Raw genomic sequence first — 25046 nt, 5'->3', positions numbered from 1 at the left:
TGGTGTTCCTGGGGTGTTCAGGCGTCGATCGTGGTCGCGCTGCTGGCGGGTTCGCTCTGGGCGCTGGTGACGACGGGTCTTATGTTCTGCGCATGAAACCCCTTGGGTGCCTGAATGATATCGAATGTGACGACTTGTCCGGCCTTCAGGGTCTTGTAACCTTCCATGTTAATGGCAGAGAAGTGGGCAAACAGGTCCTCATCCTTGCCATCCTCGTTGATGAATCCGAATCCCTTGGCATTGTTGAACCACTTGACTTTGCCGGTTGCCATCCTCATATCCCTCTGCAAAGGACTCCATCACTGGAGTATCATCCACTCCATCCGCCTATGAACCTGCGAAAATTCTGGTTGACTGCGCGGATCTTTATCGACCACGGTGGGCTCTTATTGGTTGTAACACCGATTTGCCGATAGTCAAGGTCAGGCGACGGCCGTTCCGGCGTGTGGCCAGGCGGTCCACATTCAACCTTAACCTGTCGAAATGATGAATTTCTTTCCATGCATGCACATAGCCAGATTCGACTAACATTCAATCAGGATCGCCCGCAGCAGGATGAGGACGATGGCTCTGGTCTGGCGGTACAGGAAGCCAAGCCCGCGCTGCAGGCACCACCGATGTACAAGGTGGTTTTGTTCAACGATGACTACACACCGATGGATTTCGTCGTCGAAGTGCTCGAGGTGTTTTTTAACCTGAATCGCGAGCTGGCGACCAAGGTCATGCTGGCCGTCCATACAGAAGGGCGGGCAGTGTGCGGATTGTTTACCCGCGACATCGCCGAGACCAAGGCCATGCAGGTCAACCAATACGCCCGGGAAAGCCAGCATCCGCTACTCTGTGAAATCGAGAAGGACGGTTAATCGCCGACCACTTGGGTATGAGGTGAAGCTATGTTAAACCGCGAGCTCGAAGTCACCCTCAATCTGGCCTTCAAGGAGGCCCGTTCGAAGCGTCATGAGTTCATGACCGTCGAACACCTTCTGCTGGCGCTTTTGGATAATGAGGCCGCCGCAACCGTTTTGCGTGCCTGTGGAGCCAACCTCGACAAGCTCAAGCACGACCTGCAGGAGTTCATCGACTCCACCACGCCACTGATCCCCGTGCATGATGAAGACCGGGAGACCCAGCCAACCCTGGGCTTCCAGCGGGTGCTTCAGCGTGCCGTGTTCCATGTACAGAGCTCGGGTAAACGTGAAGTCACCGGCGCCAATGTGCTGGTGGCGATCTTCAGCGAGCAGGAAAGCCAGGCGGTGTTCCTGCTCAAACAGCAAAGTGTCGCGCGAATCGACGTGGTCAACTACATCGCTCACGGTATCTCCAAGGTGCCGGGCCATGGCGAACACCAGGACGGCGAGCAGGACATGCAGGACGAAGACGGCGGCGAAGCCTCGTCCTCGAGCAATCCGCTGGATGCTTATGCCAGCAACCTCAACGAACTGGCACGCCAGGGGCGTATCGACCCGCTGGTGGGGCGCGAGACCGAGGTCGAGCGCGTGGCGCAGATCCTTGCGCGTCGGCGCAAGAACAACCCGCTGCTGGTGGGCGAGGCCGGGGTGGGCAAGACCGCCATCGCCGAAGGCCTGGCCAAGCGTATCGTCGACGGTCAGGTGCCTGACCTGCTGGCCCAGAGCGTGGTCTATTCGCTGGACCTGGGCGCCTTGCTGGCCGGTACCAAGTACCGTGGCGACTTCGAGAAGCGCTTCAAGGCGCTGCTCGGCGAACTGCGCAAGCGTCCGCAGGCGATCCTGTTCATCGACGAAATCCACACCATCATCGGCGCCGGTGCGGCATCGGGCGGGGTGATGGATGCGTCCAACCTGCTCAAGCCGCTGCTGTCTTCGGGTGATATCCGTTGCATCGGCTCGACTACGTTCCAGGAGTTCCGCGGCATCTTCGAGAAGGACCGGGCCCTGGCGCGGCGCTTCCAGAAGGTGGATGTCAGCGAGCCGTCGGTGGAAGACACCATCGGCATCCTGCGCGGCCTCAAGGGGCGTTTCGAGTCCCATCACAGCATCGAGTACAGCGATGAGTCGCTGCGTGCCGCAGCGGAGCTTGCAGCGCGCTACATCAATGACCGTCACATGCCAGACAAGGCCATCGACGTGATCGACGAGGCGGGGGCGTACCAGCGCCTGCAGCCGGTAGAGAAGCGCGTCAAGCGCATCGATGTGCAGCAGGTGGAAGACATCGTCGCCAAGATTGCGCGCATTCCGCCAAAGCACGTCACCAGTTCCGACAAGGAGCTGCTGCGCAACCTGGAGCGCGACCTGAAGCTGACCGTGTTTGGCCAGGATGCCGCGATCGATTCGCTGGCCACCGCCATCAAGCTGTCGCGTGCGGGCCTGAAGGCGCCGGACAAGCCGGTGGGCTCGTTCCTGTTTGCAGGCCCTACCGGGGTCGGCAAGACCGAGGCGGCGCGTCAGCTGGCCAAGGCGCTGGGGGTCGAGCTGGTGCGTTTCGACATGTCCGAGTACATGGAGCGTCACACCGTGTCGCGCCTGATCGGTGCGCCTCCGGGCTATGTCGGTTTCGACCAGGGCGGCCTGTTGACCGAAGCCATCACCAAGCAGCCACATTGCGTGCTGCTGCTCGATGAAATCGAGAAGGCTCACCCGGAAGTCTTCAACCTGCTGCTGCAGGTGATGGACCACGGTACCCTGACCGACAACAACGGGCGCAAGGCGGACTTTCGCAACGTCATCGTGATCATGACCACCAACGCCGGCGCCGAGACTGCGGCACGGGCCTCGATCGGGTTTACCCATCAGGACCACTCGTCCGACGCGATGGAAGTGATCAAGAAGAGCTTCACGCCGGAGTTCCGCAACCGCCTGGACACCATCATCCAGTTTGGTCGCCTGAGCCACGAAGTGATCAAGAGCGTGGTCGACAAGTTCCTCACCGAACTGCAGGCCCAGCTGGAAGACAAGCGCGTACTGCTGGAGGTGTCGGATGCTGCTCGCAGCTACCTGGCAGCCGGTGGCTACGATGCGCAGATGGGTGCGCGGCCCATGGCGCGGCTTATCCAGGACAAGATCAAGCGGCCGCTGGCCGAAGAGATCCTGTTTGGCGAGCTGGCCGAGCATGGCGGCGTGGTGCACATCGACCTGCGCGATGGCGAGCTGGTGTTCGACTTCGAGACCACGGCCGAGATGGCCTGATCGCGTTCGCCGGCACGGCCGGCTCCTGCGGGGTGATGCTGCCCTGGTAGGAGTCGGCCTTGCCGGCGAGGCTTTTCAGGCAGGCACGCAAAAACGCCCGGCACTGGCCGGGCGTTCTTGTGTGTAGCGTTTAGCGGGCGCGGTAGGTGATGCGCCCTTTGCTCAGGTCATAAGGCGTCAGTTCGACGCGGACCTTGTCGCCGGTGAGAATACGGATGTAGTTCTTGCGCATCTTGCCGGAGATATGCGCGGTAACGACGTGCCCATTTTCCAACTCCACGCGGAACATGGTGTTGGGCAGGGTGTCGACGACAGTGCCTTCCATTTCGAAGCTGTCTTCTTTCGACATGCAGTAAAGCCCTCGGTGTCCAGTTGCCGGCCCGGTGCAACTGCGCCAGGCTAAAAAGTGGCGTGCATTGTGCCCGAAAAATGGGGTTCAAGCCAAGGGTTTCAGTTAAGCGTGACCCATCGTTGATTGATCAGCAGCTCGATGGGGCGGTACTGGGTCTTGTAATTCATCTTTTTGCAGTTCTTGATCCAGTACCCGAGATAGACCGCTTCAAGCCCCAGGCGCAGGGTTTCGCTGATCTGCCAGAGGATCGCGAAACGTCCCAGGCTGCGCCGTTCTTCCTGGGGTTCGTAGAAGGTGTACACCGCCGATACGCCGTTGGGCAGCAGGTCGGTGACCGCCACCGCCAGCAGCTTGCCGTCTAGGCGAAACTCGTAGAAGCGTGAAAACGGCAGGTCGCGGACCAGGAAGGTGGAGAACTGGTCGCGGCTGGGTGGGTACATGTCGCCGTCGGCATGGCGCTGCTCGATGTAGCGGCGGTACAGCTCGAAGTATTCTTCGTTGAACCGAGGGCGTGCGGGGGTCACCACCAGGTCGGCGTTGCGCTTGATGATGCGCTTCTGCTGGCGATTGGGCGTAAAGCGAGCCGCCGGAATGCGCGCAGGTACGCACGCATTGCAGTTCTGGCAATGCGGGCGGTACAGGTGGTCGCCGCTGCGACGAAAGCCCATTTCCGACAGGTCTGCGTAGACGTTGGCGTCCATTGGCTGGCTCGGGTCGAGAAACAGCGTGGTGGCTTGCTCGTCTGGCAGGTAGCTGCAGGCATGGGGTTGAGTGGCATAAAACTTCAACCGCGCCAGCTCTGTCATGATCAACCCCTCGGGAGGTGCGTTTGGATTAAGTGTAAGCCAGCTGTGAAAACTCGCCTAGCAAACGCCAGGACGTCAGGCCCAACTGACGTTGGCCGGCTGGTCGAGGTAGTTGCGCAGGTACTCGGCAAAGGTGCTGCGAGCGATGGCGCGGGCGCCGAGGCTGTGCAGGTGGTTGGTGGGCATCTGGCAGTCGATGAGCACGAAGCCGGCCGCCTTGAGGTGTTCGACCAGGTGCACGAAGCCCACCTTGGAGGCGTTGTCGGCGCGGCTGAACATCGATTCGCCAAAGAACAGGCGGCCCATGGCCAGGCCGTAGAGCCCGCCCACCAGCTCGCCGTTTTCGCGCACTTCCACCGAGTGGGCGAAGCCCTGCTGGTGCAGCGTGAGGTAGGCAGCCTGCATGGGGTCGGTGATCCAGGTGCCGTCGGCATAGTCGCGAGGCGCCGCACAGGCACTGATCACGCTGGCAAAGTCCTGGTCGAAGCTGACCTGATAGCGGCCCTGGCGGATGACCTTGCGCAGCGAGCGCGACACGTGCAGCTCGTCCGGGAACAACACGGTGCGCGGGTCGGGCGACCACCACAGGATCGGCTGGCCGTCCTGGTACCAGGGGAAGCAGCCATGGCGATAGGCCTGCACCAGGCGCTCGGCACTCAGGTCGCCGCCGGCGGCGAGCAGGCCGTTGGGTTCGTGCAGGGCCTTTTCCAGGGGCGGGAAGTCCAGGTTGTTGCGGCTCAGCCAGGTCAGCATGGAGGTGGGTCGCCGTGCGGTGGAGGAGGGGAGGGGAAGGATCGCCGCAAAAGGCTTCGTCGGCAAGGCCGGCGCCTGCCGTTGCCCCGCCGGCGTTGGCGGGCGGCGCAACTTAACCTGCACTATGCTGTCCCAACTACGCAAAAACCCCGCATAAGCCTTTGTCACAAAAGAGAATGCGTGCTCAAATTGCCGTATAGGAAATTGGCCCCCGTTTACGCCTCGTTCCGGCGTGCCGTCATGGCGGCAGGCGGGCAGTAATGTTAAAAGTAGTGGTTTGTTGACCCGGTCGCCCGGTCGACCCCTGTTGGACGCGCATTGAGCGCAGGAATAGACGCGTTTTGAAGAAATCCACCGCAACACCCAACCCCGAGCCGATCTGGCGCCAGCAGCTGCACTACCGGCTCAAGGAAGGTGCGCTGATCGCCATGGGCGCGCTGTGCCTGTACCTGTGGATGGCCCTGCTCACCTACGACCAGGCCGACCCGGGCTTCAGCCATACCAGCAATGTCGAGCAGGTGCAGAACGCCGCCGGTCGCGCCGGGGCGTTCTTTGCCGACGTGTTGTTCATGGTGCTGGGCTATTTCGCCTATATCTTCCCGTTGCTGCTGGCGATCAAGACCTGGCAGATCTTCCGCGAACGTCATCAGCCCTGGCAGTGGAGCGGCTGGCTGTTCTCCTGGCGTTTGATCGGCCTGGTGTTCCTGGTGCTGTCGGGCGCCGCGCTGGCGCATATCCATTTCCATTCGGCCCCGAGCCTGCCGGCCTCGGCGGGCGGCGCGCTGGGCGAAAGCCTGGGTGACCTGGCCAAGAACGCGCTGAACGTGCAGGGCAGCACCCTGATGTTCATCGCGCTGTTCCTGTTCGGCCTGACCGTGTTCACCGACCTGTCGTGGTTCAAGGTGATGGACATCACCGGCAAGATCACCCTCGACCTGTTCGAACTGTTCCAGGGTGCGGCCAACCGCTGGTGGGACGGGCGCAACGAGCGCAAGCGCCTGGTTGCCCAACTGCGTGAAGTCGACGAGCAGGTGCACGACGTGGTGGCGCCTGTGGTGCCCGACCGCCGCGAGCAGCTCAAGGCCAAGGAACGCATCATCGAGCGCGATACCGCGCTGAGCAAGCATGTGGCCGAGCGCGAGCAGCATGTGCCACCGGTGATCATGCCGGCGCCGGCCAAGGCGCCAGAGCCGAGCAAGCGCGTGCAGAAGGAAAAGCAGGCGCCGTTGTTCGTCGACAGCGCCATCGAAGGCACGCTGCCACCGATTTCGATTCTCGACCCGGCCGAGAAGAAGAAGGTCAACTATTCGCCAGAGTCCCTGGCGGGCGTGGGCCATCTGCTGGAAATCAAGCTCAAGGAGTTCGGCGTTGAAGTGTCGGTGGACTCGATCCACCCCGGCCCGGTGATCACCCGCTACGAAATCCAGCCGGCCGCCGGGGTCAAGGTCAGCCGCATCGCCAACCTGGCCAAGGACCTGGCGCGCTCGCTGGCGGTAACCAGCGTGCGCGTGGTCGAAGTGATCCCGGGCAAGACCACGGTGGGTATCGAGATCCCCAACGAAGACCGCCAGATCGTGCGCTTCTCCGAGGTGCTGTCGTCGCCGCAGTATGACGAGGCCAAGTCGCCTGTGACCATGGCCCTGGGTCATGATATCGGCGGCAAGCCGGTGATCACCGACCTGGCCAAGATGCCGCACCTGCTGGTGGCCGGTACCACAGGTTCCGGTAAATCGGTGGGCGTGAACGCGATGATCCTGTCGATCCTGTTCAAGTCCGGCCCCGAAGACGCCAAATTGATCATGATCGACCCGAAGATGCTCGAGCTGTCGATCTACGAAGGCATCCCGCACCTGCTGTGCCCGGTGGTCACCGACATGAAGGACGCCGCCAATGCCCTGCGCTGGAGCGTGGCCGAGATGGAGCGCCGCTACAAGCTGATGGCGGCCATGGGCGTGCGCAACCTGGCCGGCTTCAACCGCAAGATCAAGGACGCCGAAGAAGCGGGCGAGCCGATCTACGACCCAATGTTCAAGCGCGAAAGCATGGATGACGTGCCGCCGCTGCTCAAGACCCTGCCGACCATCGTGGTGGTGGTGGACGAATTCGCCGACATGATGATGATCGTCGGCAAGAAGGTCGAAGAACTGATCGCCCGTATCGCGCAGAAGGCGCGGGCTGCCGGTATCCACCTGATCCTGGCCACCCAGCGTCCGTCGGTGGACGTGATCACCGGCCTGATCAAGGCCAACATCCCGACGCGCATGGCGTTCCAGGTATCGAGCAAGATCGACTCGCGTACCATCATCGACCAGGGCGGCGCGGAACAACTGCTGGGCCATGGCGACATGCTGTACATGCCGCCGGGCACCAGCCTGCCGATTCGCGTGCACGGCGCCTTCGTGTCCGACGAAGAGGTTCACCGCGTGGTCGAGGCCTGGAAGCTGCGCGGCGCCCCGGACTACAACGACGACATCCTCAGCGGTGTCGAAGAGGCCGGCAGCGGCTTCGATGGGGGCGGTGGTGGTGGCGGTGACGATGACGCCGAAACCGACGCGCTGTACGACGAGGCCGTGCAGTTCGTGCTCGAAAGCCGTCGTGCCTCCATTTCCGCGGTACAGCGCAAGCTCAAGATCGGCTACAACCGCGCCGCCCGCATGATCGAGGCGATGGAAATGGCCGGTGTGGTCACTGCCATGAACACCAACGGTTCGCGTGAAGTGATTGCGCCCGGACCGATGCGCGACTGATGATTCCTTATCTGCCGGCGGCCATTGACGGCCGCCGGCCCACCCCTACTGCAACGAGGATTTCCATGCGCCTGATTCGCATGCTGTTGGTTTCCGCCATGGCCCTGTCCAGCGCTTCGGTTTTCGCCGCAGAGGCGGACGTCAAAAGCCTGACCCAATTGCTGGAGACGTCCAAGACCATTTCTGCCGGTTTCTCGCAACTGACCCTCGATGGCAGCGGCACCCAGTTGCAGGAAACCACCGGTCAGATGGCGGTACAGCGCCCTGGCCTGTTCTACTGGCACACCGATGCGCCTGCCGAGCAGGTGGTGGTGTCGGACGGCAAGAAGGTGACCCTGTGGGACCCGGACCTGGAGCAGGCGACCATCAAGAAGCTCGACGAGCGTCTGACCGAAACGCCGGCCTTGCTGTTGTCGGGTGATATCTCGAAAATCAGCCAGAGCTTCGATATCACCTCCAAGCAACAGGGTGACGTGATCGATTTCACGCTCAAGCCCAAAACCAAGGACACCCTGTTCGACTCGCTGCGCCTGTCCTTCCGCAAGGGGCTGGTGAACGATATGCAACTGATCGACAGCGTCGGCCAGCGCACCAATATCCTGTTCAGCGGGGTCAAGGCCAATGAGCCGATCCCAGCGAGCAAATTCAAGTTCGTCGTGCCTGAAGGCGCCGACGTGATTCAAGAGTAAAGAGGTCAAGCCCGCGTCCATGGACCTGTTTCGAAGTGACCCTGTTGCCCAGCCCTTGGCCGCGCGCCTGCGCCCGGCCAACCTGGACGAATACGTCGGCCAGCAGCACCTGCTGGCGCGCGGCAAGCCGCTGCGCGAGGCACTGGAGCAGGGCGCGCTGCACTCGATGATCTTCTGGGGCCCGCCCGGGGTGGGCAAGACCACCCTGGCGCGTTTGCTGGCACAGTTCTGCGAGGCGCACTTCGAGACCGTCTCGGCCGTACTGGCCGGGGTCAAGGAGATCCGCCAGGCGGTGGAGATCGCCAAGCAGCAGGCCGCCCAGTACGGGCGGCGCACCATCCTGTTCGTCGACGAAGTGCACCGCTTCAACAAGTCGCAGCAGGACGCCTTTCTGCCGTATGTGGAAGACGGCACGCTGATCTTCATCGGCGCCACCACCGAAAACCCCTCGTTCGAACTCAACAACGCCCTGCTGTCGCGGGCGCGCGTATATGTGCTCAAGAGCCTGGACGAAGCCGCGTTGCACCGCCTGGTGGAGCGCGCACTGACCGAGGAGCGCGGCCTGGGCAAGCGCAACCTGAGCCTGGGCGACGAAGCCTTCAAGATGCTGCTGGCTGCCGCCGATGGCGATGGCCGGCGCCTGCTCAACCTGCTGGAGAATGCCTCGGACCTGGCCGAAGATGGCAGCGAGATCGGGGTGGAACTGCTGCAAAGCCTGCTTGGCGATACCCGTCGACGTTTCGACAAGGGCGGCGAGGCCTTCTACGACCAGATTTCCGCATTGCACAAGTCGGTGCGTGGCTCCAACCCCGATGGGGCGCTGTACTGGTTCGCACGCATGCTCGATGGCGGCTGCGACCCGTTGTACCTGGCGCGGCGCGTGGTGCGCATGGCCAGCGAAGACATCGGCAACGCCGACCCGCGTGCGCTGAGCCTGTGTCTGGCTGCGTGGGACGTGCAGGAGCGTCTGGGCAGCCCCGAGGGCGAGCTGGCGGTGGCCCAGGCCATTACGTACCTGGCCTGTGCGCCCAAGAGCAACGCGGTGTACATGGGCTTCAAGACCGCCCTGCGCGAAGCCGCCGAGCATGGTTCGCTGGAAGTGCCGCTGCACCTGCGCAACGCACCCACCAAGCTGATGAAGCAACTGGGCTACGGCGACGAGTACCGTTATGCCCACGACGAGCCCGATGCCTATGCGGCGGGCGAAGACTACTTTCCCGATGACCTCGCGCCGCGCCAGTACTACCAGCCGGTGCCTCGCGGCCTGGAACTGAAGATCGGCGAGAAGCTGCGCCACCTGGCCGAACTCGATCGCCTGAGCCCGCGCCAGCGGAGAAAGCCATGATTGCCCTGGTGGCCGCAGTCAGCGCCGGGGGCATTGCCGGCACGCTGCTGCGCTTTGCCGCGGGAAATTGGGTCAATGCCCACTGGCCACGCCACTTCTATCTCGGTACGCTGGCGGTCAACCTGATTGGCTGCCTGCTGATCGGCTTGCTCTACGGGCTGTTTCTGCATCGCCCGCTGGTGCCGGTCGAGCTGCGCGCAGGCCTGATCGTCGGCTTCCTTGGCGGCCTGACGACCTTTTCATCCTTTTCCATGGACACCGTACGCCTGCTCGAAAGCGGGCAGGCGCCCCTGGCGTTCGGCTATGCCAGCCTCAGTGTAGTGGGTGGCCTGCTCGCCACCTGGGCCGGTTTGTCCTTGACCAAATTCTGAACCAGCGAGAAAACGATATGCTCGATTCCCAACTGTTACGCGGCCAACTTCAGGAAGTGGCGGATCGCCTGGCTTCCCGTGGCTTCAGCCTGGATGTCGCGCGCATCGAAGCACTTGAAGAGCGCCGCAAGTCTGTGCAGACCCGCACCGAACAGCTGCAGGCCGAGCGTAACGCCCGTTCCAAATCCATCGGCCAGGCCAAGGCCAAGGGTGAGGACATTGCCCCGCTGATGGCCGACGTCGAGCGCATGGCCAACGAACTGGCTGCCGGTAAGGTGGAGCTGGAAGGTATCCGCGAAGAGCTGGACGCTATCCTGCTGACCATCCCCAACCTGCCGGACGCCAGCGTACCAGTGGGCGCCGATGAAGACGACAACGTCGAAGTGCGCCGCTGGGGCACCCCGCGCAGCTTCGATTTTGCGATCCAGGACCACGTCGCCCTGGGCGAGCGCAACGGCTACCTCGACTTCGAGACCGCAGCCAAGCTGTCGGGCGCGCGGTTTGCCCTGCTGCGCGGCCCGATCGCCCGTCTGCACCGTGCCCTGGCGCAGTTCATGATCAACCTGCACACCGCCGAGCATGGCTACGAGGAAGCCTACACCCCGTACCTGGTACAGGCCCCGGCGCTGCAAGGCACCGGCCAGCTGCCCAAGTTCGAGGAAGACCTGTTCAAGATCAGCCGCGAAGGCGAGGCCGACTTCTACCTGATCCCGACGGCCGAAGTGTCGCTGACCAACATCGTGGCCGGCGAAATCGTCGATGCCAAGCAACTGCCGATCAAGTTCGTCGCCCACACCCCGTGCTTTCGTAGCGAAGCCGGTGCGTCGGGTCGCGATACCCGCGGCATGATCCGCCAGCACCAGTTCGACAAGGTCGAGATGGTCCAGGTGGTCGAGCCGGGCAAGTCGATGGAAGCCCTCGAAGGCCTGACTGCCAACGCCGAGCGCGTGCTGCAACTGCTGGAGCTGCCTTACCGCGTACTGTCGCTGTGCACCGGCGACATGGGCTTCAGTGCCGTGAAGACCTACGACCTGGAAGTGTGGGTGCCGAGCCAGGACAAGTACCGCGAAATTTCCTCGTGCTCCAACTGCGGCGACTTCCAGGCGCGCCGCATGCAGGCCCGCTGGCGCAACCCGGAGACCGGCAAGCCGGAGCTGGTGCACACCCTCAACGGCTCGGGCCTGGCTGTAGGCCGTACACTGGTGGCAGTGCTGGAGAACTACCAGCAGGCTGATGGCAGCATCCGTGTACCGGACGTGCTCAAGCCTTACATGGGTGGCCTGGAGATCATCGGTTAAATGGAGTTCCTGCCGCTGTTCCACAACCTGCGGGGCAGCCAGGTGCTGGTCGTGGGTGGAGGCGAGATTGCCCTGCGCAAGTCTCGCCTGCTGGCCGATGCAGGTGCCGTGCTGCGGGTGGTTGCCCCTGAAATCGAGGGGCAACTGGCCGAACTGGCACGCTCCAGTGGCGGCCAGACCCTGGCCCGCGGCTATCACGAAAGCGACCTCGACGGTTGCCAGCTGATCATCGCCGCCACCGACGACCAGGCGCTCAACGCCCAGGTATCGGCCGATGCGCGCCAGCGCTGTGTGCCGGTCAACGTGGTGGATGCGCCGGCCTTGTGCACGGTGATCTTCCCGGCGATCGTCGACCGTTCGCCACTGGTGGTAGCGGTGTCCAGCGGCGGCGATGCGCCGGTGCTGGCACGCCTGATCCGCGCCAAGCTGGAAACCTGGATTCCTGCCGCCTATGGCGAACTGGCCGGCCTGGCCGCGCGCTTTCGCCATCGGGTCAAGGAGCTGTACCCCGACGTGAACCAGCGTCGTGGGTTCTGGGAAGACGTGTTCCAGGGCCCGATTGCCGAGCGCCAGCTGGCCGGGCAGGGCGCCGAAGCCGAACGCCTGCTGCAGGCCAAGGTGGACGGCGCGCTGCCGCAGACCTCGGGCGAGGTGTACCTGGTGGGGGCGGGGCCGGGTGATCCGGACTTGCTGACCTTCCGTGCGCTGCGCCTGATGCAGCAGGCCGATGTGGTGTTGTACGACCGCCTGGTGGCGCCCGCCATCATCGAGTTGTGCCGGCGCGACGCCGAGCGCATCTACGTGGGCAAGCGCCGTGCCGATCACAGTGTGCCGCAGGACCAGATCAACCAGCTGCTGGTGACCCTGGCCAAGCAAGGCAAGCGCGTGCTGCGCCTCAAGGGCGGCGATCCGTTCATCTTCGGCCGGGGTGGCGAGGAGATCGAAGAGCTGGCCGAGCATGGCATACCCTTCCAGGTGGTGCCGGGCATCACCGCGGCCAGCGGCTGTTCGGCGTATGCCGGCATCCCGCTGACCCATCGCGATTATGCCCAGTCGGTGCGCTTTGTAACCGGCCACCTCAAGGACGGTACCAGCAACCTGCCGTGGAATGACCTGGTGGCGCCTGCGCAGACCCTGGTGTTCTACATGGGGCTGGTGGGCTTGCCGACCATCTGTGCCGAGCTGATTCGTCACGGTCGTGCGGCTAGTACGCCGGCGGCGCTGGTGCAGCAGGGCACTACCACCAACCAGCGGGTGTTTACCGGCACCCTGGCCGACCTGCCGCAACTGGTGGCGGAGCATGAAGTGCATGCGCCGACGCTGGTGATCGTGGGCGAGGTGGTGCAGCTTCGCGAGAAGCTGGCGTGGTTCGAAGGGGCTCAGTAACAACAGCTTCGCCAGCAAGGCTGGCTCCTGCAGGTTCACGCGATCCACTGCAGGAGCCAGCCTTGCTGGCGAAGGGGCCCTTCAACCCCTGATCAAAAACTGGTCTTGTCCCAAATCCCCCGGCCCACCAGCCGCTCCCGATCATGTCGCGCCGCAAAGTCCTGCAATGGCCCCTTGGGCACGATCCCGTTCGGGTTGATGGTCTTGTGGCTCATGTAATAGTGATGCTGGATATGCTCCATGTTCACCGTCTCGGCCACCCCCGGCCACTGGTACAGCTCCCTCAGCCAGTTCGACAGGTTCGGATAATCGGCGATGCGCCGCAGGTTGCACTTGAAGTGCCCGTGATACACCGCATCGAACCGAATCAGCGTGGTGAACAGCCGCCAGTCAGCTTCGGTCAGGTATTCGCCGGCCAGGTAGCGCTGGTCGTTCAGTAGCTTTTCCAGTGCATCCAGCTCGGCAAACAGCTCGTCGAACGCCTGCTCGTAGGCTTTTTGCGTAGTCGCAAAGCCTGCGCGGTACACGCCGTTGTTCACGGCAGGGTAGATCCGCTCGTTCAGTGCATCGATGCTTGCGCGCAGCGGCTCGGGGTAAAGGTCCAGGCGATTGCTGGTCAGCCCGTCGAAGGCGGTGTTGAAGATACGGATGATCTCGGCCGACTCGTTGTTGACGATGCGTTGTTCCTGCTTGTCCCACAGCACCGGCACCGTGACCCGGCCGGTGTAATGCGGGTCGTCGCGGGTGTAGCGCTGATGCAGGAATTCCAGCTGGTCGAGCTTGTCGCCCGTCGAACCCAGGGCTGTGTCGAAGGTCCAGCCGTTCTCGCCCATCAGCCAGCTGACCACCGACACGTCGATCAGCTTGTCCAGGCCCTTGAGCGTGCGAAAGATCAGCGTGCGGTGCGCCCAGGGGCAGGCCAGCGACACATACAGGTGATAGCGCCCGGCGTCGGCTGCGGGCAGCTGATTGCGCCGCTGCGCGTTCTCGCGCTGGAAGGTGCCGTCTTTGCTGCTTTCATACCACTGGTCATGCCAGCGGCCATCGATCAACAGGCCCATGGTGGTCTCCTTGGCGATTCGTTCAACTTGGAGCCCAGTGTACGGGTTCAAGTTCGAACCAATGGCGCAAAGCATCGGCCTGTTTGATCGAAAACCCCGATCAGTCGCCTAGCTCAGGCGTTGATCCCACCAGTGCTGCGCCTGCGTGAAGGCGTCCTCTCGGGTTTGCCCCAAGCCGCGTAGCGCCAGCGCCATGCTCGATACAAGAGCCAGTTCACCGTAGCTGTTGCGGGCCTCGCCGCGCCATACTGCCAGCAGGTGCTGCAGGTCGAGGCTGGCCGGCTTCACATGGCGCTGGGCCGACAGCTGCGGCCATTCTTCATCCCAGTCTTGGCCATGGGCAGTGCCGTACAGGTGGCTGGTGGCATCCGGATTGATCTCGATCTCACCGCCGTCACCCTTGACCACAATCGCCGTATCGCCCAGCAGCCGACTGGCTTCGCGGTGTACGGCCTGGTAGCCGGGGTGGAAGATGCTCTGCAGGCCGCACCGCGCCCCCAGCGGGTTGAGCACCCGTGCCAGCGAGTGAATGGGCGAGCGCAGCCCCAGGGTGTTGCGCAGGTCGATCATGTGCTGCAGGCGCGGCGCCCAGTCCTGCAGGGGGATGAACGCGATGCAGTGCTCGTCCAGGGCACTGGCGACGCTGGCCCAGTCGCGGCACAGCGGGATCTGCACCTGTTCCAGCACCTGTTCGGTATACAGGCGCCCGGCGGTGTGAGCGCCGCCGCCGTGCAGCAGGATGCGCACACCGTTTTTCGCAAGGCACTTGGCCGCCAGCAGAAACCACGGCAGGTGGCGCTTCTTGCCCGCATAGCTCGGCCAGTCCAGGTCGACCGCGATGGGCGGTGCCTGTACACGCTGGCGCACGGCTTCGGTGAAGCCGGCCAGCTCCTCGGGGCTCTCCTCCTTGTGACGCAGCAGCATCAGGAAGGCGCCCAGCTGCGTCTGCTCGACCTTGCCGTCCAGCAGCATGCCCATGGCCTCGCGGGCTTCTTCCCGGGTCAGGCCGCGGGCGCCGCGTTTGCCTTTGCCCAAAATGCGCACGAACTGGGCGAAGGGGTGTTCGGCGGGCGTTTCGAGGGTGAGCGGGGTAGGGGCAGTCATATGCAGTTGGTCGGCTTTGGCAGGCCCGCGAGCTTCGCGGCAAGTTTGGCGGGGGTGCCGTTGAACAGGCGGTTCAGGTGCAGGCTGTTGCCTTTGTCCGGGCCCAGCTTCAAGGCGGTGTACTTGATCAGCGGGCGCGTGGCCGGCGACAGCTCGAACTCCTGGTAGAACTGGCGCAGCAGCTCCAGTACCTCCCAGTGTTCGGGAGTCAGTTCCAGGCCTTCGCGCTCGGCCAGGGCTTGTGCCACGGGCTTTGACCAGTCCTTCAGGTCGACCAGGAAGCCGTCCTTGTCCAGGGCAATGTCGCGGTTGTCGAGGCTCAGGGTGCTCATAGCCAGCTGTTGACCTTGTCGTGGTCCAGCGACAGCTGCACGAACGCCGGGTAGTCGATGGCCCGGGCCGCGTCGCTGGAGATGCCGCGGGCTTGCAGGTCTTCTTCCAGCGCAAACAGCCTTGCGCCCAGGTTGGCGTGCTCCAGCGCCTTCAGCGGCTCGCTGCCGGGCTGCAGCGCGTACACCGCGTCGCCGCACAGCAGCAGGCCGTCGTTGCTGCCCAGCAGGCGCAGGCAGCTGCTCAGGCGGTTATCGCCGAACGGCGAGTGGGAAATGACGTGCAGGGTGCTCATCAGAGGGTTACCACCTGGTCAAAACGGTCGATCAGGGCTGCCAGTGCAGCGTCGTCGAGTACCTCGACGTCCAGTGTCAGGTGTTCAGCGTCCAGGCCGCGCTCGAGCAGGCTGCGGGCGTCGGCGAACAGGGCCTCCACGCCGAACATCGGCAGCGCCTGGAGGTTGGCCGCCAGGTTCTTCTGTTGCAGCTGTGCCGGTTGCTGCGCAGGTGCCAGCTGAAACACGCCATCATCCAGAAACAGCATGCCCAGCGGCAAGTCGAAGGCGCCGCCGGCCAGGGCGATATCCAGTGCCTCGCGGGCCGACGGGCCGGCCCAGGGGGCCTGGCGGCTGATGATCAGCAATGACTTGGCCATTTCAGTCGCCTCCAAAGCAGACCAGGCGGTCGGCGGTTTGTGCAGCTTCGTGCAACTGGCCCAGGCCCGACAGCTCCCACGGCGCGGGCAGGTTCACGGCGGGGCGTTCATAACGCTGGGCCTCTTCGGCGTTCAACACGCCACGGCGCAGGGCGGCGGCAATGCACACCACCGCATCGAGCTGGTGCTCGGTGACGAAGGCACGCCATTGCGCCGGCACGTCCAGCTCATCCTGCGGCGCGACCACGTTGGCCGAGGCGCTGTGCACGCCATCCTGATAGAAAAACAGCCGCACGATCTCGTGCCCGCTGGCCAGGGCAGCCTGGGCGAACAGCAGTGCACGGCGCGAGGAGGGCGCATGGCCGGGGGAAAATACCGCGAGGGCGAACTTCATGGCAGGCTCTGTCAGCAAAACTGCGCCCATGATAAAGCAAAAAGCCCGCGCCTTGTGGGCGCGGGCCAGGTTGGGGCAGCTTGGCAAGCGGCCTCAGTTCTGAGCTTTGAACTCGGGCAGGAACCAGTTCAGCACCAGCGCACAGATGCCGCCGGTTGCCACGCCAGACTCCAGCACATTGCGCAGTGCCGATGGCATGTGCGCCAGGAATTCCGGCACCTGCGCCACGCCCAGGCCCAACGCCAGGGACACCGCGATGATCAGCAGGGCGCGACGGTCCAGGCTGATGCTGGCCAGAATATTGATACCCGAGGCCGCTACGGCACCGAACATCACCATCGCAGCACCACCCAGCACCGGCTCCGGCACCGCCTGGATCACCCCGGCCACGCTTGGGAACAGCCCCAGAATCACCAGCATTGCGGCAATCCAGATACCGATATGGCGGCTGGCAATACCGGTCAGCTGGATCACGCCGTTGTTCTGCGCGAACACCGAGCTCGGGAAAGTATTGAATACACCGGCCAGCAGCGAGTTGGCGCCGTTGACCAGCACGCCGCCCTTGATGCGTTGCATCCACAGCGGGCCTTCGACCGGCTGGCGCGATACCTTGCTGGTGGCGGTAACGTCGCCGATGGCTTCCAGCGAAGTCACGAGGTAGATCACCAGCATCGGAATGAACAGCGCCCAGGAGAAACTCAGGCCGAAGTGCAATGGCACCGGCACCTGGAATACGGCGGCTTCATGCATGCCGGTGAAGTCCAGGCGGCCCAGGTAGCCGGCCAGTGCGTAGCCGACGGCCAGCGCGATCACGATCGCGCAACTGCGCATCCACACCACCGGGATGCGGTTGAGTACCACGATGATGGCCAGCACCACGCCGGACAGCAGCAGGTTTTCGCCGTTGGCGAAGGTACCGTTGGCCATGGCGCCGAAGCCGCCGCCCATGCTGATCAGGCCCACCTTGATCAGCGTGAGGCCGATCATCAGCACTACTATGCCGGTGACCAGGGGGGTGATCAGGCGTTTCACGAACGGCAGAATGCGCGAAATGCCCATCTCAACGAACGAGCCGGCAATCACCACACCAAAGATCGCCGCCATTACGCCTTCTACGGGCGTACCTTGCTTGACCATCAGCGCGCCGCCGGCGATCAGCGGGCCAACGAAGTTGAAGCTGGTGCCTTGCACGATCAACAGCCCGGCGCCGAAGGGCCCGAAGCGTCGGCATTGCACGAAGGTAGCGATCCCGGAGATCACCAGCGACATCGACACGATCAGGTTGGTATCGCGGGCCGATACGCCGAGTGCCTGGCAGATCAGCAGGCCGGGGGTAACGATGGGCACGATGATCGCTAGCAGGTGCTGCAGGGCAGCGAGCAGGGCGATCAGCGGCCGGGGCCGGTCTTCCAGGCCTAGAACCAGTTCATTGGCCTGTTCGGGCGCTTGTTCGAGTGAGCTCATGGGTGTTGCTGCCCCGGGCAGAAAAAAAGGAGCGCATTCTACGGCGCGCGCGGGGATTGGGGTAGTCCAGTTTGCCAGCATTATCTGGCGCTACAGCCCGCAGGGCGTAGGGGTCGGCCTTGCCAGTGAACGAGCGCGAAGCCAGCGCCCCTCAAACGCCACCCACAAAAAAGCCCGCCGAAGCGGGCTTTTTCAACACTCAACCAACCAAGCTCGGATCAGTCATCCCGACCCATCAGCCCGAACAGTTGCAGCAGGCTGACGAACAGGTTGTAGATCGATACATACAGGCTGATGGTCGCCATGATGTAGTTACGCTCACCGCCGTGGATGATTGCGCTGGTCTGGAACAGGATGCACACCGACGAGAACAGCACGAAACCTGCGCTGATCGCCAGTTGCAGGCCGCTGATCTGGAAGAAGAAGCTTGCCAGCACAGCGCCCAGCAGCACGAAGAAGCCTGCGGTGATGAAGCCGCCCAGGAAGCTCATGTCCTTGCGGGTGATCAGCACGTAGGCCGACAGACCACCGAATACCAGTGCGGTCATGGCGAATGCCGAGCTGACCACTTCAGCGCCGCCGGCCATGCCCAGGTAGCGGTTGAGGATAGGGCCGAGCAGGAAGCCCATGAAACCGGTCAGTGCGAAGGTGGACACCAGGCCCCATACCGAATCACGCAGCTTGTTGGTGAGGAAGAACAGGCCGTAGAAGCCGATCAGCACCACGAAAATGTTCGGGTAGCCGACGCGCATCTGTTGGGCTACATAGGCCATGACACCACTGAAAGCGAGGGTGATGGCCAGCAGGCCATAGGTGTTGCGCAGGACGCGGCTGACCTCTTGCTGTTCGACCTGCAGGCCGTGGTTGACGGCGTAATCCTGTTCGCGCATGGCGACACTCCTGTGGGTTTGAAACGTTCAGATGCAAAGATCATAACAGAGGCGCGCAGACCAGCCACCTAGAGAGTTTGACAGCTTGTTTCATTTCGGTATTATGGCGCCCGCAATACGAGGAAGCGTGGCCGAGTGGTTTAAGGCAACGGTCTTGAAAACCGTCGATGGGCAACTATCCTAGAGTTCTTATCTAAGGCCCCTTCTAGTTGCATCTTATAGCGCTGTTGTCCAGTCGCGCTACGAACATCCCGGGAAATTGGCAGAGTGGTTGAATGCACCGGTCTTGAAAACCGGCGAACGTGAGAGCGTTCCCAGGGTTCGAATCCCTGGTTTCCCGCCAAACATCAATGAATTAAGGGCCTAGAGCAATCTAGGCCCTTTTTTTTCGTCTCGATTTTCTTAACCCCAACCTCACCAGGCCCACAAGAAAACTAAAATGTGCAACGTTTTGGTTGCGTGTTGTTGCGTCTTGTTGCAGTATCGCCACCCGTTGCAACTGGTAGTTGCACCTTAGGGGTTTGCCCATTCCAGCAAACCTACATCCGAGACGGGGGCTTAATGGCTGCAGTGGTAGATGTGTCGGTCAGCATCATGGAAACGTTTCGCGCCGGAAGGCCAACGTACCGCATGCTTTCTGCTGACGTGGTGACCAGCGAGTTCTTTGACACCTGGATCTTCGAGCTCTCGAAGCGTCAGGCCTGGAACACAGTGAAAGCCTATGGCCCAGCAGTGCTGCTGTTCATCCAATACATCCAGGTGGTTGCCGATCTGAATGGGGGCCTCACGCCTTTGCTTCTGACTGAAGCGATCGAGGGGTACGAGAATTTCCTGGCTTATGGCTCGGGCAGCAGTGTCGAGCTGAGCCGATCCGTCGCGAGGATTTTGGGTGACCGGAAAATGGGGGGTAGCTCGATCCGGAAGCACCTTACTGCCGTCAATAACTTCATCGATGCGAGTGAGACTTTCAGAAAGGCAATCCTTCAGCTCCAGGAGACCGGCTACGTAGGCAAAGATCTCGTTTCAGCGCTGCCGGCAATCACCTCTCAGTACGTAGCTGCACCTACGAAGATCAGCATTGCAATTGGCAACAGTAGCTGGTTGGCAGGATGCATAGCGGGTGGGGCAAAACGGATACGACAGGTGGGGCTGGTCGCCACCTCCAAGCCGTCAACCATGGCACATACTGATAGCTATGGTGGCGATGAAAAAGTCTTTCCGATTGACCTGTGTGTGAAGCTTATCGAGAGCGCGACGTGCCTCAGGGACAAGACGCTATGGTCACTGCTAGCGGCCTGCGGTTGCCGTATCTCAGAAGCGCTGACGATGTTTACGTCTGATGTATGTATCTATCCTGGGAAGCCATTTGACAACTACGTTCAGATCATCGATCCGAACACTCGAATCAAAGAGCTGTCCCGCTTCATGACAGATGTGGCTATCAGCAAGCTGAGCCACAAAGGGCGTTTGCACCCCGAAACCTTCTTGATAGAGCCGTTCGCTTCTCATTTTTGGGTGAATCTGGATCTTTACATCGCCGAGCAGCGTGCTCTGGAAATGAAGCGCCACAGGCCTGTGTCGCATCATTTTCTGTTTAGGAACCTCATCAACGGAGAGGGCATGCCATCCTCCTATCAAGCCGTATGGGAGCGCTTCAACGCAGCCGCTAAAGCGTTGACGGGCGAGAGCTATGGGTTTCATGCTCTTCGCCATATGTATGCGTACTACTTGCACAATCACTGCCCAAATCCTTTCAAACCTGGTGCCTTTGGCTTCGAGCTTGGCGTTGTCCAGAAATTACTTGGGCACTCCTCCGCTACTGCAGTCCAGCGATATGCGCGCAAAGATAGCCACATGCTTCGAGCGTCCATGGCTGCGATGAACCTTATGAGAATGCGAGATGGTACCTTCAATGTAGCTAAGGTACAGATTGAGCATTTGAGGCAGCAAATTGCTCATCTTGAAAAATTTGTAACCAGCGAAGCCTGATCTACCTTTTGGTGCTATTTGGCCCCTGTAAATAACGTCTAGTCAAAAAACGCGCGGAGTATCCGGGCGCACTTAATTAGAAAGTGCGTCCTGTGGGCTTCTCTTGTCCAAAATTCGCTATTTCGTTCTGCTTAAAGAGTAAAGATGGTATGAAGATTTTATACAAAAACTCCATGATGTGGTTGATTCCTGGTTCGGAGATCGCCTCTGCGATTCAAGGCGCTTGCAAAGAGGTCAGAGCTTTCTATCAGGAGCACTCTTCAGGGGTAACTCCCGATGCAACTTATCAGGTTGATAGTTATTTTCAGGGGGCGATGATTAACTTCTCGTTGTGGGAGAAAAGTCATTATCGTGCGCTGGTGAATTGCTGCACTGATGATCCTGATGCGAAATTCGCGGATGTTCATCCCCAGCTGACTTCGTGCACTCCACGGCAAGAACAGGCCCTCGCAAATTTCTTCAAGCTAGTCTTTATTCTCATGTGGTCGAGGAGGCAGGTCATCCTGCCTCTTTCGATGAGGGCCGTAAGCCATCTGGATAGCGTCCTTGAAAAAGTGATCGCATTGGGTGGAGCGCCTGCGCTCCAACAGATACGAAAGAATATGAATCATGACAAGTTATACGCCAGCAAGCACGATCGTCATTTTGACAAGAGCGCTTATACACGTTGGACTAAGCTGTTGCTAAGTGGTCAGGTTTACTGTTCGGATGATTTGACTCGGGAGTACTGTGTTGCGGTTTATAAAGATAGTATTGGGCGAAAAAAGTCTCTTGGACAATACCGTGTGTTGCAGTTCCTGTATTTTTTGGCCGGGGATAACGTTGCAGCTCGGGGAATGGTAGAAGAGGTAGTCGCGGAAGTCAGGAGGGAAATCGACGACATCAATAGAATTGCTCGGGAAAATAGAAAGAAACCTGCAAAAAAGACGGCTGCAGACATCGCGTTTGACGAGGGCGTCGAGTATGGGAATGGCGTTAAGCCCGTAGATCTTGATGCTCTTTTCACTCGTTGCGTCAAGTCGTACATGCTTAAACCTGTATTTGATATGCAAGAGGGTGGTGCGAAGTTTTATGCTAGGTTGCCTGAGAAGGTCAGGGTCTTCTGTGCTGGAGTGGATGCCACCTTCCGATCATTTGTAAAATCGAAGCGGTTGCAAAGCGAAAAAACTCAGATTTTTCTGCTGAATTTGCAGTTGGCATACTTGTCGACTTATCTGCCTAATTTCTTCCTGGCTCGCGATGGAGATCTGCGAGATTACCCGGCTACTTTCAATGATTACGATTGCGTGTTGTATTTTACTCGTGAGGCTAACTTTGTAGATGGGGTTCTTGTGTATGAGAAAGAACCTCCCATGACATTTCTGAAATTTCTTGAGTGCTACGCTAGGTTTAACGATTGGGGGAATGAGTCGTGGTATTCGCGCGTCCTTTGTGCAGACGAGTTTTGTGATTGGGTGCAAGAGCACCGGTTCACCATCCCAAATGCTGATCGTTTTACGAACAATTTTTCGTCAGCCTGCTATCCACCGGTGAGGCGGCGGAGCGGTACAGTCAAACGGCCAATTCCCCGAGCGTACTTTGGTGCCTTTGTGAGTATGCTTTATTCCATGGAATACTTGGTTATGCATCTGAATATGATGGCTGACGGTCAAATGCCAGGGGTCATTCAGGGGGCGCTGTATCAACCTAGTCTAGCCGAACTGCAAGAATCTTCTGAATGGGAGTCGATGTGGGGTAGGGGGGAGGCTCGGGTCACGGTTATTGATCAGAGCAAATTGAACTATTGTCCTATTTTCTACTGCGATGGAAAAATCCATAAGTTTGAATTTCTTCCCCGTTTCTATCGTACGATCGATTATGAGATTGGGGGCGAAGTTGTGCCGAGGATCGTGCCTAATCACGTTCGCCTGACGCAGCTTATGTGTGAGACTGGCCTTCGTCAGAAGCATCTCATCTGGCTTGATAAAGATCGATACGATTGCATGCTGGATCGCAGTAGTGGTAGCCAGCTGTCGCCGCTGTTTGTTAGTAGTGATAAGTCGCATGGCGAATGGACTGCGATTGTTGCTCGTCCGGTGATGGCCATCCTTGATAGGCAAAGGAAATGGTACGGACAGTGCAGTGCGCAAAACTACAGCGAGCCTTTATGGTACGGAAATAAGGAGAGCTCTAAATTTGGCAAATTCAAGCCATTGTTCAGAATGCCACTGGAAGGGCAAAATAGTTGGGCGAGCTATAGATATTATCCTGTGATGCTGTCGATTTTGCAGTGCTTTATCCATAATCAACTCAAAGATCTGAAAGTCCCTGACCTGGTCTTCGTAAGAAGGAGAAATGGTGGGGCTGAGATCCCTATTGTTTACACCGACGAGTTCTTTGCGGGGATCACTGTTGATTCTATGGTCAGTGATTATACGCCTCACGGGCTGCGCGCTGGCTTCGTCTCGGAAGCAGTCAGGTTCCTCCCTGCATGGGTTGTCGGTCAATATATGACAGGTCAGTCCGAGCCGCATGTGTGGTATTACTCTGTATTTGAAGAGGATGACCTTCCGAATCATCAGAAACTACTAGCGAATTATTTGCTGAAAAACACAGAGAAACTCAACGATGCAGAGGCTCCGGAGCTGGCTGCTGCGGTCATCAAGCTCAATGCACGATTAGCTGCTGACATCAAAACTGATCCCGCTCAAGCTATTAAAACGCATGGGCTGATCAGCTTGATTGGAGTGAAGGAAGATCAAAGCGGAATTGAGATTCTAAGGGCTCGTAAGGATACGGTATTTGCCTACAACCCAACTCACATCTGTCCATTCAACAATCGGTGCCCCAAAGAGATTTTGGAGCTGCTGGGGGCTGGCAGGCCCTGTGATATGTGTCATTACGCCATTCGCGGAGTTTGTCACCTACCGGCAATCAGTGCCGAAAAGGACAAATGCAAAGAGTTAATGGCAGAGGTGCTCCGCAAGCTGAAACATTATCGGAGTCTCAAACGCACCGCAGCTGATCGGCAGGTGATCGAGACGCTGAGTGAGGATCACGATAGGTATGCTCGTGAAGCCTTTGCGTACGAGGCTGTCGAGCAGCAGCTGTACCAAATGGCACTCAATGGGCAGGCGAATAAGCTGTTCGTTCCCAGGAAGGATGATCTGTTGACCCACTTCAAGCGGGTGGAGCTCACCGGGGGGGAGCATTTGGTCAAACGGCTCATCGACGTCCAGAATTTTCCGGACGCATCTAGCGCCGATCTGGATACTAAATTCGCCTATCTTCGAGCAATGTTGCTAATGAAGCAGGGGGATCTAGATAGCGTCCTCAATATCAGCGAGCATCCACCAGGCGTGGCGTTAGCTTCGCAAATTGGCAGTATGGTAAATTCACAGGCACTAGACGTTATGGACGTCTTCAAGATCAGTCAGGCGGCAGCCAAACCGCCAGTGCCCGTGAAACCCGATTTGCTAATAACCAATAGGATCGGGCACAGCCAAGTGGAGAAACACGATGCTGAACCCGAAAAAGGACACGTTCGATGAGTATAGGGAAAATCATAGACAACAGCGTATAGAGTTTATTAGAAAGGCACTGATTGTTCTTTCTAATGCTAAGTATAATAATGTTACCAGGTTAGCCAAGGATGTGGCTAAGCTGGTAACGGAGTTTGAGTTAAAAGCGTTCTTCGCTCAGACGGGTTCAGAGCGTGAGGAGCTTTGTAAGCCTGTGAGCCACGTTACGCTGCTCAGGAATACAAGTTACCGTAAGCTACTTGAAGACTTCCTGGGGGCGGAGGCTTCCGTGGAGGCAGTTTCAGGTAGTGTCATAACCGATATAGAAGCTTTGAGGATACGCAATGCGAGCCTTGAGTCGCAGAATTTATTGCTTAAAGAAAAGATTAGAAGCATTGATTTAGTGGCTTTGCCAACGCAGGGAAAGATAGATCAAGCTGTGGTGGATGAGTCTGAGACTTTAAGGCATGCGTTGGTTACATTCTTAAAGATGATTGATGGCATGGTAGAGCAAGCGGCAGATATATATAAAACAGTTCTAGAAGGGGAGGAGTCCGAAAACTTCCCAGAGCCAGGATTTTATGGGCCTTGGGCTAAAATATCGACATTGGATGAGCTTAGAGAGCTAGATAGAATTAGGAAGCGATTGAGTTAAAGAGCATCCAAATTTTTCCCTTTTTTGATTTTGTTCGGAATTTTCCGGGTTTTAGTGTGTCCGCAATAAATCAATGGAGTCAAAGTCAGTTTCC

Annotated in this window: 23 protein-coding genes and 2 tRNA genes; 13 read left to right on the top strand and 12 right to left on the bottom strand. The window is 59.8% G+C overall.

The features are described 5' to 3' along the window. Window positions 1-17 precede the first annotated feature (17 nt). Window positions 18-272 carry a cold shock domain-containing protein CspD gene (cspD, locus tag KH389_RS16455; protein ID WP_152644099.1) on the bottom strand — a complete coding sequence of 85 codons (255 nt, stop codon included), beginning with the start codon at window positions 270-272 and terminating at the stop codon, window positions 18-20. A 228-nt stretch (window positions 273-500) separates the two neighbouring features. On the opposite strand from cspD, the gene clpS reads away from it, so the two are divergent. Continuing rightward, window positions 501-863, top strand: coding sequence for an ATP-dependent Clp protease adapter ClpS (gene clpS, locus KH389_RS16450; RefSeq protein WP_043860853.1), 363 nt, complete (start codon window positions 501-503; stop codon window positions 861-863). Between the two features lie 30 nt (window positions 864-893). Continuing rightward, window positions 894-3164 carry an ATP-dependent Clp protease ATP-binding subunit ClpA gene (gene clpA, locus KH389_RS16445; protein WP_043860852.1) on the top strand — a complete coding sequence of 757 codons (2271 nt, stop codon included), beginning with the start codon at window positions 894-896 and terminating at the stop codon, window positions 3162-3164. Window positions 3165-3294: 130 nt separating this feature from the next. Here clpA and infA read toward each other — a convergent pair whose 3' ends face one another. The 3 genes from infA to aat form a co-directional block, all read right to left on the bottom strand. Further along, a complete protein-coding gene (infA, locus tag KH389_RS16440; RefSeq protein ID WP_002553999.1) occupies window positions 3295-3513 on the bottom strand; it encodes a translation initiation factor IF-1 in 219 nt (72 codons plus the stop codon). A gap of 101 nt (window positions 3514-3614) precedes the next feature. Beyond that, on the bottom strand, window positions 3615-4322 hold the full coding sequence (locus KH389_RS16435; protein WP_043860851.1) for an arginyltransferase: 708 nt from the start codon (window positions 4320-4322) through the stop codon (window positions 3615-3617). A 75-nt stretch (window positions 4323-4397) separates the two neighbouring features. Beyond that, on the bottom strand, window positions 4398-5075 hold the full coding sequence (aat, locus tag KH389_RS16430) for a leucyl/phenylalanyl-tRNA--protein transferase (protein WP_213605821.1): 678 nt from the start codon (window positions 5073-5075) through the stop codon (window positions 4398-4400). Window positions 5076-5416: 341 nt separating this feature from the next. Between aat and ftsK the strand changes: the two genes are divergently transcribed. The 6 genes from ftsK (at window position 5417) to cysG (ending at window position 12911) form a co-directional block, all read left to right on the top strand. Continuing rightward, window positions 5417-7822, top strand: coding sequence for a DNA translocase FtsK (ftsK, locus tag KH389_RS16425; protein WP_213605820.1), 2406 nt, complete (start codon window positions 5417-5419; stop codon window positions 7820-7822). A gap of 65 nt (window positions 7823-7887) precedes the next feature. Then, window positions 7888-8511 (top strand): outer membrane lipoprotein periplasmic chaperone LolA, encoded by a 624-nt coding sequence (gene lolA, locus KH389_RS16420; protein ID WP_043860848.1) that lies wholly within the window; start codon window positions 7888-7890, stop codon window positions 8509-8511. Window positions 8512-8530: 19 nt separating this feature from the next. Further along, a complete protein-coding gene (locus tag KH389_RS16415) occupies window positions 8531-9856 on the top strand; it encodes a replication-associated recombination protein A (RefSeq protein ID WP_043860847.1) in 1326 nt (441 codons plus the stop codon). Continuing rightward, complete coding sequence (gene crcB, locus KH389_RS16410; RefSeq protein ID WP_043860846.1) at window positions 9853-10227, top strand: fluoride efflux transporter CrcB; 375 nt, start codon at window positions 9853-9855, stop codon at window positions 10225-10227. The genes KH389_RS16415 and crcB overlap by 4 nt, the downstream gene beginning before the upstream one ends. A gap of 17 nt (window positions 10228-10244) precedes the next feature. Further along, window positions 10245-11525 carry a serine--tRNA ligase gene (serS, locus tag KH389_RS16405; protein ID WP_043860845.1) on the top strand — a complete coding sequence of 427 codons (1281 nt, stop codon included), beginning with the start codon at window positions 10245-10247 and terminating at the stop codon, window positions 11523-11525. After that, complete coding sequence (gene cysG / locus KH389_RS16400; RefSeq protein WP_043860844.1) at window positions 11526-12911, top strand: siroheme synthase CysG; 1386 nt, start codon at window positions 11526-11528, stop codon at window positions 12909-12911. Window positions 12912-13003: 92 nt separating this feature from the next. Here the strand turns inward: cysG and KH389_RS16395 are convergent, their stop codons facing one another. The 8 genes from KH389_RS16395 to KH389_RS16360 form a co-directional block, all read right to left on the bottom strand. Next, a complete protein-coding gene (locus tag KH389_RS16395; protein ID WP_043860843.1) occupies window positions 13004-13972 on the bottom strand; it encodes a glutathione S-transferase family protein in 969 nt (322 codons plus the stop codon). A 108-nt stretch (window positions 13973-14080) separates the two neighbouring features. Further along, window positions 14081-15076, bottom strand: coding sequence for a glycosyl transferase family protein (locus KH389_RS16390; RefSeq protein WP_078480769.1), 996 nt, complete (start codon window positions 15074-15076; stop codon window positions 14081-14083). Beyond that, a complete protein-coding gene (locus tag KH389_RS16385; protein WP_043860841.1) occupies window positions 15073-15408 on the bottom strand; it encodes a TusE/DsrC/DsvC family sulfur relay protein in 336 nt (111 codons plus the stop codon). The genes KH389_RS16390 and KH389_RS16385 overlap by 4 nt, the downstream gene beginning before the upstream one ends. Further along, window positions 15405-15701 carry a sulfurtransferase complex subunit TusB gene (tusB, locus tag KH389_RS16380; protein ID WP_058541209.1) on the bottom strand — a complete coding sequence of 99 codons (297 nt, stop codon included), beginning with the start codon at window positions 15699-15701 and terminating at the stop codon, window positions 15405-15407. The genes KH389_RS16385 and tusB overlap by 4 nt, the downstream gene beginning before the upstream one ends. Beyond that, the gene (gene tusC / locus KH389_RS16375; protein WP_043860839.1) at window positions 15701-16060 is read right to left on the bottom strand and encodes a sulfurtransferase complex subunit TusC; all 360 of its coding nucleotides are present in this window, start codon (window positions 16058-16060) and stop codon (window positions 15701-15703) included. The genes tusB and tusC overlap by 1 nt, the downstream gene beginning before the upstream one ends. Window position 16061: 1 nt before the next feature. Further along, window positions 16062-16454 (bottom strand): sulfurtransferase complex subunit TusD, encoded by a 393-nt coding sequence (gene tusD, locus KH389_RS16370; protein ID WP_213605819.1) that lies wholly within the window; start codon window positions 16452-16454, stop codon window positions 16062-16064. Window positions 16455-16547: 93 nt separating this feature from the next. Beyond that, entirely contained in the window at window positions 16548-17918 is a 1371-nt protein-coding gene (locus KH389_RS16365) for a nucleobase:cation symporter-2 family protein (protein ID WP_213605818.1), read from the bottom strand. A 218-nt stretch (window positions 17919-18136) separates the two neighbouring features. Next, window positions 18137-18808: a Bax inhibitor-1/YccA family protein gene (locus KH389_RS16360; RefSeq protein WP_043860836.1), complete on the bottom strand. Its 672-nt coding sequence runs from the start codon at window positions 18806-18808 to the stop codon at window positions 18137-18139. Between the two features lie 121 nt (window positions 18809-18929). On the opposite strand from KH389_RS16360, the gene KH389_RS16355 reads away from it, so the two are divergent. The 5 genes from KH389_RS16355 (at window position 18930) to KH389_RS16335 (ending at window position 24952) form a co-directional block, all read left to right on the top strand. Further along, window positions 18930-19038, top strand: a tRNA-Ser gene (locus tag KH389_RS16355). 23 nt (window positions 19039-19061) lie between these two features. Continuing rightward, window positions 19062-19151, top strand: a tRNA-Ser gene (locus KH389_RS16350). Between the two features lie 218 nt (window positions 19152-19369). Further along, complete coding sequence (locus KH389_RS16345) at window positions 19370-20797, top strand: tyrosine-type recombinase/integrase (protein WP_100633650.1); 1428 nt, start codon at window positions 19370-19372, stop codon at window positions 20795-20797. Window positions 20798-20946: 149 nt separating this feature from the next. After that, window positions 20947-24327, top strand: a complete 3381-nt coding sequence (locus tag KH389_RS16340) for a hypothetical protein (RefSeq protein ID WP_100633652.1) — start codon at window positions 20947-20949, stop codon at window positions 24325-24327. Continuing rightward, complete coding sequence (locus tag KH389_RS16335) at window positions 24296-24952, top strand: hypothetical protein (RefSeq protein ID WP_100633654.1); 657 nt, start codon at window positions 24296-24298, stop codon at window positions 24950-24952. Before KH389_RS16340 ends, KH389_RS16335 begins: the two co-directional genes overlap by 32 nt. Window positions 24953-25046 lie beyond the last annotated feature (94 nt).

The sequence above is a fragment of the Pseudomonas qingdaonensis genome (assembly GCF_018398475.1).
Classification (GTDB): domain Bacteria; phylum Pseudomonadota; class Gammaproteobacteria; order Pseudomonadales; family Pseudomonadaceae; genus Aquipseudomonas; species Aquipseudomonas palmensis.
The sequence above is the reverse complement of the archived record's forward strand: the minus strand, read 5'-3'. Positions and strand labels throughout refer to the sequence as shown.